The sequence below is a fragment of the Acidithiobacillus sp. TH-A36 genome, assembly GCF_057473445.1.
Map to the genome: position 1 here is coordinate 1 of NZ_JBYCKP010000490.1, position 8,852 is coordinate 8,852.

At 53.8% G+C, this 8,852-nt stretch carries 6 protein-coding genes, 1 tRNA gene and 3 pseudogenes; 5 read left to right on the forward strand and 5 right to left on the reverse strand.

The window, feature by feature from the left end:
* The 4 genes from pheA to mtnA form a co-directional block, all read right to left on the reverse strand.
* Positions 1 to 656, reverse strand: a 656-nt coding sequence (pheA, locus tag AC2VLY_RS12495; protein ID WP_486893165.1) for a chorismate mutase, incomplete at its 3' end; no start/stop codon positions are given.
* 11 nt (positions 657 to 667) lie between these two features.
* Positions 668 to 1,756, reverse strand: coding sequence for a 3-phosphoserine/phosphohydroxythreonine transaminase (serC, locus tag AC2VLY_RS12500; RefSeq protein ID WP_486893166.1), 1,089 nt, complete (start codon positions 1,754 to 1,756; stop codon positions 668 to 670).
* Between the two features lie 3 nt (positions 1,757 to 1,759).
* Positions 1,760 to 4,300 carry a DNA gyrase subunit A gene (gene gyrA, locus AC2VLY_RS12505; RefSeq protein WP_193650099.1) on the reverse strand — a complete coding sequence of 847 codons (2,541 nt, stop codon included), beginning with the start codon at positions 4,298 to 4,300 and terminating at the stop codon, positions 1,760 to 1,762.
* Between the two features lie 68 nt (positions 4,301 to 4,368).
* Positions 4,369 to 5,406 (reverse strand): S-methyl-5-thioribose-1-phosphate isomerase, encoded by a 1,038-nt coding sequence (mtnA, locus tag AC2VLY_RS12510; RefSeq protein ID WP_486893167.1) that lies wholly within the window; start codon positions 5,404 to 5,406, stop codon positions 4,369 to 4,371.
* A 150-nt stretch (positions 5,407 to 5,556) separates the two neighbouring features.
* Between mtnA and AC2VLY_RS12515 the strand changes: the two genes are divergently transcribed.
* From AC2VLY_RS12515 to AC2VLY_RS12535, 5 genes and pseudogenes are all read left to right on the forward strand, one after another.
* Positions 5,557 to 6,771, forward strand: a complete 1,215-nt coding sequence (locus AC2VLY_RS12515) for a class I SAM-dependent rRNA methyltransferase (protein ID WP_193650097.1) — start codon at positions 5,557 to 5,559, stop codon at positions 6,769 to 6,771.
* A 70-nt stretch (positions 6,772 to 6,841) separates the two neighbouring features.
* Positions 6,842 to 6,917, forward strand: a tRNA-Thr gene (locus tag AC2VLY_RS12520).
* A 173-nt stretch (positions 6,918 to 7,090) separates the two neighbouring features.
* Positions 7,091 to 7,663: pseudogene (locus AC2VLY_RS12525) on the forward strand (site-specific integrase).
* 209 nt (positions 7,664 to 7,872) lie between these two features.
* A pseudogene (locus tag AC2VLY_RS12530) lies at positions 7,873 to 8,118 on the forward strand (LexA family protein); the annotation flags it as partial.
* A 12-nt stretch (positions 8,119 to 8,130) separates the two neighbouring features.
* Positions 8,131 to 8,310, forward strand: a pseudogene (locus AC2VLY_RS12535) (transposase); the annotation flags it as partial.
* A 153-nt stretch (positions 8,311 to 8,463) separates the two neighbouring features.
* Here AC2VLY_RS12535 and AC2VLY_RS12540 read toward each other — a convergent pair.
* Positions 8,464 to 8,852: MOSC domain-containing protein (locus AC2VLY_RS12540; protein ID WP_486893168.1), on the reverse strand; the 389-nt coding region annotated here is incomplete at its 5' end.

An 8,852-nucleotide genomic window follows, 5' to 3' on the forward strand; every position in this document is an offset into this window, starting at 1 on the left:
CCATTACTGGGGACATCCACCAACTCGACATGGGGCAGATGCGCAGCCAGCCATTGTCGACACTGGGCGCGGGTCTGGTAATGCACATAAACCTTGCGGATTTGCTCCATAGGAATATTGGCCACCAGATTATGCACAATGCGTAACTGCACCTCTCCGCAAATTTGCAGGGGATAATCCAGTAACAAATCCAGCGTCAGGTTGACAGAACCTTCGGTGCTGTTTTCCACCGGAACCACGCCAAACTGTGCCTGCCCGCCATCCACCATCCGAAAAATTTCAGGGATACTGGCCGTCGGTTGAAAAGATGCCGAACGGCCAAAATGTTTTTGTGCGGCCATCTGCGAGAATGTCCCTGCCGGCCCCAGATAAGCGACTTGCAGGGTTTCTTCCTGAGCCAGTCCTGCCGAAATAATCTCCCGATAAATGCTGGCCACCTGGGCATCTGTAAAAGGTCCGGGATTTTCCTGCATAATCCGTCGCAGGATTTCTGCCTCACGATCAGGATGATAAAAACGGCTTTCGCCCTCAGCGCGCTTGAGTTCACCCACGGCGTGGGCCAGTTGGCCCCGCTCGCTCAGCAACGCCAGAATTTTGCCATCGACGTGATCAATGGCGGCACGCAATTCCACCAGGCTGCGCGGGGATGTTTTCAAAAGCAACGCTCCTAGCTGTGCTTGCGGGCAAAGTCCCGCATGAAATCCACTAACGCCTGCACACCGGCCTCGGGCATGGCGTTATAAATGGAAGCGCGCATCCCACCCAGCAGACGATGACCTTTGAGCTGCAGCAGGTGCTGAAGCTCGGCTTCCTGCAGGAATGCCTTGTCCAGATTGGCATTTTTCAGGGTAAAGGGCACATTCATCCATGACCGGTTACGCGGTTCAATCGGATTGGCATAAAAACCCGCTGATCCGTCTATGGCCTGATAAAGCAATTCCGCCTTGCGCGCATTGCGTTCGGCCATAGCCTGCAGGCCACCGGTCTTTTTTAACCACTTGAACACCAGACCGGCCACATAAATGGCAAAGGTAGGTGGGGTATTGTGCATGGAATCTTCTTTGGCCTGCACGGCATAATCCAGCATGGTGGGCGTATTGGCCGGGGCCTGTCCCAGCAAGTCTTCACGCACAATGACCAGGGTCAAGCCAGCCGGACCAATATTTTTCTGGGCACCCGCATAAATCAGCCCGAACCGGCTGACATCCACGGGGCGCGATAAAATATGGGAAGAAGCATCGCTGACCAGCGGAATCTCTCCCAGCTCCGGCACAAAATCGAATTCCACACCACCAATGGTTTCATTGCCGGCAATATGCACATAAGCAGTGTCTTTGCTGACCTGCCATTCGGACTGGGGCGGTACCAGACGGGCCTGACGATCGGCATTACTCGCAGAAACTTCCACCTCAGCAAAACGCCGCGCCTCATTCAAGGCTTTTTCTGACCAGATGCCGGTCTGCACATAGCTGGCCTTGTGATGCCCACGTAACAAATTGAGCGGAACCATGGCAAACTGGAGGGTGGCGCCGCCTTGCAGAAACAGGACCTTGTAATTTTCCGGGATGTTCATGAGACCACGGAGATCCTGCTCGGCATCCGCAATAATCTGCATGTAATCCGCGCCACGATGGCTCATTTCCATGACGGAAATACCACGACCATGCCAATCCAGCAGTTCCGCCTGCACTTGCTCCAGCACTGCAGGCGGCAACATGGCAGGACCCGCACCAAAATTATATACCGGCTGATTCATGATTTATTCCTGGGGCAGTTCGGACTGCTCCCCCTCCTCTTCATCTGTTTCTGCAATAAGCGCCAAACCGGCAAGCTGCTCGCCCTCGCCCAGATTAATCAGACGCACCCCCTGGGCATTTCGACCGGTGCGCCGGATGCTGTCCACCGCAATGCGAATCAGGGTGCCGTGGTCGGAGACCAACATCAACTCGTCCCGTTCCGTCACGGCCAGAGCGCCAACCACATTCCCGTTGCGATCATTCGTCTGGATGGCAATGACGCCCTTACCGCCGCGATTGGTCCGCCGATATTCCTCGACCGTCGTGAGCTTGCCATAACCATTGGCTGTTGCTGTCAGTACAATCTGATTCGCATCGACCAGTTCCGCAGAAATTACCCGATCGTTTTCTGCCAGACTGATGCCCCGTACACCCCGGGTATTACGCCCCATGGCCCGGACTTTTTCTTCCGGGAAACGGACCGCCATGCCGTGACGGGTAAAGAGCATGACTTCGCGTTGCCCATCGGAGAGGCAGACGCTTACCAGACGATCGCCATCATCAAGATTGATGGCATTAATACCCTGACTGCGCGGTCGGGAATAATCCATGACCGGGGTTTTTTTGACGACCCCATGGGCAGTCACCATGCATACAAATTGTCCTTCCGTAAAATCGCGCACCGCCAACACCGCAGTAATATGTTCGGTGGGAGCCAGCGACAGCAGATTCACAATCGGCTTGCCCTTGGCGCCGCGACCCGCCTGGGGTAACTGATAAATTTTTTGCCAGAACACCTTGCCGAGGTTACTGAAAAACAGGCAGTAGGCATGGGTAGAAGCGCAGAACATCCGCTCCACGAAGTCTTCTTCCTTGGTGGTCGTCGCCATTTTCCCTTTACCACCGCGACGTTGGGCATTAAATACGGTGACCGGTTGGGCTTTGATGTAACCGGCATGGGTGAAGGTCACCACCATTTCTTCTTCGGCAATAAGATCTTCATTGGAAATATCGCCGGTATCGGCCACAATTTCACTACGTCGGACGTCACCGTACTGATCAAGAATGGCGACCAGCTCTTCGCGAATGACTTCCATCAAGCGCACATGGGACCCGAGAATCTCCAGTAATTCCTTGATGCGATCCAGCAAGCCCAGATACTCATCACGGATTTTATCCTGCTCCAGACCGGTCAGCCGATGCAGACGCAAGTCGAGAATTGCCTGTGCCTGGGTTTCGGAAAGGTGATAACCATCAGCCTGCATCCCGTCAGAGGGTTCACCACGCTCGGCAAGCAGGGAAGCCACCATCCCCGGTTCCCAGACCCGCTCCAGCATTCTGGCCTTGGCTTCCGCTGGATTGGCCGCTGCACGAATCAGACTGATGAGCGGATCGAGGTTGACCAGAGCCACCGCCAGACCTTCCAGAATATGGGCACGATCACGCGCTTTTTTCAGTTCAAAAATGGTGCGGCGGGTTACTACTTCCCGACGATGCTGAATGAAGGCATCGAGCAGTTCACGTAAACCCAAAGTCCGGGGCGCACCGTCGAGCAAAGCCACCATGTTGATATTGAAAACACTTTGCATGGCCGTATGCTGAAACAGATTATTGAGCACCACATCGGCGTTGGCATCGCGCTTCAACTCAATGGCAATGCGCATGCCCGACTTATCGGACTCATCGCGCAGGTCACTGATGCCTTCCAGACGCTTTTCCTTGACCATTTCGGCAATGCGTTCAATCAGACGGGCCTTATTCACCTGATAGGGCAATTCCGCAACAATAATGCTCTGCCGATTGGTTTTTTTGTCAGTTTCAAATTCGGTACGAGCACGCATGACCACGCGGCCCCGACCACTGCGGTATGCTTCGATACTCCCGGCCCGTCCAAGAATGTAGCCGGCAGTCGGGAAATCTGGTGCAGGCACCAGATCGAACAAATCTTCATCACCTATCTGCGGATCATCCACCAATGCCAGACAGGCATTGATGATTTCGGTCAGGTTGTGGGGAGGAATATTGGTGGCCATGCCCACCGCAATACCGGCCGAACCGTTGATGAGCAGGTTTGGAATCCGTGCTGGCATGACCAGCGGTTCCCATTCTTTCTCGTCGTAGTTGGGGCCAAAATCCACCGTTTCCTTTTCCAGATCGGCGAGCATTTCATGGGCAATACGCGACATGCGTACTTCGGTATAACGCATGGCCGCCGGACTGTCACCATCCACCGAACCAAAGTTACCCTGCCCGTCAATGAGGGGATAGCGCATGGAAAAATCCTGGGCCATCCGCACCATGGTGTCATATACGGCAGTATCTCCATGCGGATGATATTTACCAATGACATCACCCACCACGCGGGCAGATTTCTTGTAGGGCTTGTTCCAGTCGTTATTCATCTCGTGCATGGCAAAAAGCACCCGACGATGTACCGGTTTCAGGCCATCACGGGCATCAGGAAGCGCCCGCCCGACGATTACGCTCATGGCGTAGTCGAGGTAAGACTGGCGCATTTCCTTTTCGAGACTGACGGGAATGGTTTCTTTGGCGAACTCTATCATCTGAAGACCGGTTATCCTTGATTATTTTAACGCGGCATTATGTCACAACAGGACGCTTTCTGCATGTTTCAGCCACGCAACTCGGCAAGGCTGTGCAGGTAGTCCGGTCGGGCCACGCCTTTTTCCGTGATGATCGCCGTTATGAGAGCAGCCGGGGTGACATCAAAAGCCGGATTGCGCACTTTAACACCCGCTGGAGCCACATCATGACCCGCACACTGCCGGACTTCGCTGTCCGGACGCTCTTCAATAACAATTCCTTCTCCGGCGGGCATGGCGAAATCTACCGTACTTAAGGGTGCTGCCACATAAAAGGGAATCTGATGATATTGCGCCAATACTGCGAGACTATAGGTTCCGATTTTATTGGCTGCATCACCATTGGCGGCAATCCGGTCAGCGCCTACAATCACCGCCTGAATCAGCCCCTGCTGCATGAGATAAGCCGCCGCACTATCCGCATTCAGGTGAAAGGGAATGCCGTCCTTCTGGAGTTCCCAGGCGGTCAGGCGCGCACCCTGCAACCAGGGCCGGGTTTCGTCGGCATACACCTGCAGTTGTTTTCCGGCAGAAATGCCCGCCCGGATGACGCCCAGCGCCGTACCATAGCCCCCCGTGGCCAAACTCCCGGTATTGCAGTGCGTGAGGATGCCGCCCTGCTCGGGCAACAAGGCGGCGCCATGGCGACCCATCTGTTGATTGTCGGCGATGTCCTGTTCCAGCAAGTCATGGGCGGCCTGCAGCAATAATGCCGCAGCCCGGTCAGCAGCTCTTTCGCCTTGCGCCAGCGTTAATTGACGATCTGTTGCCCAGGCTAAATTGACGGCGGTGGGCCGCGCCGCCTTGATTTCCGCTGCTGCTCCTGCCAAACGCTGCTGCCAATCAGAAAATTGCCGCATTTCCTGTGCCGCCAATGCCATGGCATAAGCCGCAGTCACGCCAATCGCCGGCGCCCCGCGCACTACCATTTGCGTAATGGCCACCGCCACCTCGCGATAGTCACCCAGCTGCAACCAGATTTCCTGTTGTGGTAACAAGCGCTGATCCAGCAGGTAAAGCTGATGGTCTTCCCAACGGATGGCACGAATATTATCGACTATAGGCACAGAGAATCTCCTGAGTGGCGGGTTTCGGACAGCACCGGATAAAATACACGGCGCGCTCAATATACGGATCAACGAAATATCTGTAAAATGCAGGACCTTACCCGCCCCCGAAATGCCGGGGCAACTTTCCTTTTCCTATAGGTTTTGATCATGTCTGCCATCCACCATTACCCTGTTCTGCGCCTGCGCCCCAAGGAAGACCGCCGTTTGCGTGCCGGTCACCTCTGGATTTACAGCAACGAAGTCGACGTCGCCAAAACACCTCTGCATGGAATTATGCCCGGCAGTGTCTGCAGAATAGAAGATGCCCAAGGAAAAGCCATCGGCCTGGCGCATATCAATCCGCACACACTCCTTTGCGGGCGCCTCCTCAGCCGTGATCCCCACCTACTGATCAATGAAGCATTTTATCAGGAGCGGCTGCAACAGGCGTTGCGCATGCGTGAAAAATTGTTTTCCGCGCCTTTTTACCGATTGGTGCATGGCGAGGGAGATGGCCTGCCCGGCCTGATTATTGATCGCTATGAAGATACCTTGGTCATACAGCCCGGCAGCCTGGGTATGGATCGGGACATCGCCCTGATTGTCAACGCCCTGCAAGCACTTTTACACCCGACGGGTATATTATTGAAAGCGGGCGGCGCAGCGCGGCGACTGGAAGGTTTGGAAGATCGGGTAGAAGTTCTGTTCGGACAGGTTCCGGAGCGTCTGCAGATTTGGGAGAATGATTGCTTATTTGAGATGGACCCGCGCGGCGGTCAAAAAACCGGATGGTTTTACGACCATCGCGCCAATCGTCGACGCCTGCTGAGCTACGCCCCCGGTAGGCGCGTGCTGGATTGCTTTGCCTATCTCGGCGCTTTCAGCATTCCCTTGGCCAAGGCCGGGGCGCTTGAAGTCACCGCAGTAGACAGCTCGGCACCCGCTCTGGCCTTACTGGAAGAAAATGCCCGGCGCAATGCCGTAGCTCCTATTCGCATTATGCACGATGATGCCATGGAAACTTTGGCCCGACTTCGGGACCGTGGAGAGCAGTTTGATCTCATCGTCCTCGACCCCCCGGCATTGATCAAATCCAAAAAGGATTTCAAGGAAGGCAGCATTGCCTACCGGCGCTTCAATGATCTGGCCATGCGCCTGCTCGCGCCGGGCGGTATTCTGTTCACGGCCTCCTGCTCCCATCATCTCAACCGCGAGACGCTGCTCGGCCAGATTGCCTTTGGCGCGCAAAGAGGCGATTACGCCATCATCGGCGAAGGGACCCAGGACATGGATCACCCCATCCACCCCGCTGTGCCCGAAAGCAGCTATTTGAAAGGTTTTTACGTACATCGCCGGGAATTGATTACTGACGAACCGGAGTGATTTTCACGATGGGGCGGGCATGGGGTGGATTCTTGTCGCGCTGCCCCATGACAGGTACAATCGCGCCCACGCCGTTGTAGCTCAGTCGGTAGAGCAACTGATTCGTAATCAGTAGGTCAGAGGTTCGATTCCCCTCAACGGCACCATATAAAACATTTACTTAGCGAGTTTTGCTCAAATAATGCCTAAACTGTACCCAGATTGAGTGTCAGAAAAGAGGGCAATAATGGAAGCCAAAGGCAAATTCCCCAATACCATTCGCCTGCATCTGGCCTTCTTGCTTTCCCATCTATTCAATATGGCCCGCAAGGAATGGGGCATGGAAGCTCTGAGCAATCCGGTAGGACTGATCCGTAAACCCAAACTGCCCCAATGTCGAGATAAACGGTTGGTTGGTAATGAAGAATCTCGTTTGCTGGCAGATATTGTGATTTTCGCCATTGAAACCGTCATGCGCCAAGGGGAAATCATGGACTTGGAATGGTGTCACATCAACTGGCTGGACCATACTGCTTATCTACCCGAAACCAAGAATGGGTCTGCAAGACTGGTGCCCTTGTCTGAGCGCGCAGAAGAAGCCTTACAACGGCAACAGGTCAGGGCGACGGGACAGTATGACAAGGTTTGGTAGTACACGAATGATGGCATGCGGGCTGTTTATAATCGGGCTGTCAAACGAGCGGGTATTGAAGGGCTGACTTTTCATGATTTACGCCATGAAGCGACAAGCCGTTTGTGTGATAAAGGCATCCCGATAATGACCGTACAGGTTATCACCGGCCATAAATCTACCCAGATTCAGAGAAGGTACTGGTGGATGCGGTACGGGGGCAACACCCTGCCTGATATGGAAAGCCGCGCATTTCCGAGACTGGTACGGGGATTCGGCTAGGTGGATATCGTCAGTGGCTAACTTCAGGGGCCGTGAGATTTTCCTGTAAATCGCAACCTGGTAGATTGCAGACATGCGCAATGACCAATCAGCATCCGTATCTGGCTGCCAAAATTGTAAAAGTCATTCAAGTTGATTCTCTGAATAGGATTGCCATGGCGCTGGATACAATAACCATAGAGAAGCCTGCCAAGGTGGGGCTGACCGTGATGTGGCCTGATGCGCATGCATCTTTATCAGCAGCACCATTATACATTTCCAAGGTCGCGGCAGGCATGCCATCCCCCGCTGACGATTATGTAGAAAAGACGCTCGATTTGAATACATACTGCCTGCCCAATAGTGGGGCATTCTTCTTTTTGCGGGTATCCGGTAACTCCATGACGGGTGCGGCCATCCATAATGGGGATATTCTTGTGGTGGATCGCAGCATTAAACACCAAAGCGGCCAAGTGGTGATTGCAATCAAAGTGCGGGCGCGGGTAGAGCACATATTTGCAGCTATAGAACAAATGGGTGGCAAGCGTATTCGGACCATCGGCCAGGTACGCGCAAACTTCGCGATGACCATGATGGTCGTGACCTCCAACATCAAACGTCTAACCTTTCTCGAAAAGGGGCCGATCAGAGCAGAAGTATGCCCGTAATGTGGAAAAGCGTGGAAATATGGCCTTGAAAAATACTGTTTACTACAAAATTCGTAGTAAAATGTCCTGAATCCTGATTTTTGAGCTTATCATTCCTCAGGGAAGCGGGTTTTTCGAGCTGTCCTTTGGACGTTACTGCGAAGCCAGGAGGTTTTATCGGTGTGAATTTTTCAGATACCCTATGCGCTTTTCAATTTTCACTCGAAGATTCTCGGCAAGGCCAGGTGCTTCCATCCATTTTTGCAACGCACCCCCAGTCTCTGGATCGTCGCGTCGCATCTGTTGCAGCAATGAGCTCAGGCGATAGCATTCATTCACGGATTCCAGCAACTCCAGTCTGTCGTACTCCTTAACCATGCCCGCCTTAAGAACACGAAAATACCATCCCGTTATGGAGGTTTCGGCGATATAGGCTGCCACACCTTGGCAATCCAGTTTCTCGTCAATTTTCCAGCAGGGACTGCGAGGTTGCGATATTTGCAAGAGCCCTTCACCTAATCGCCAGATATCGCCGATATGCACATCATGTTCATCCAGATCAG

Coding starts and splice junctions, on each gene's coding strand:
- AC2VLY_RS12515 (WP_193650097.1), top strand. CDS start 5,557: ATGTCTGCCATCCACCATTACCCTGTTCTGCGCCTGCGCCCCAAGGAA.
- gyrA (WP_193650099.1), bottom strand. CDS start 4,300: ATGATAGAGTTCGCCAAAGAAACCATTCCCGTCAGTCTCGAAAAGGAA.
- serC (WP_486893166.1), bottom strand. CDS start 1,756: ATGAATCAGCCGGTATATAATTTTGGTGCGGGTCCTGCCATGTTGCCG.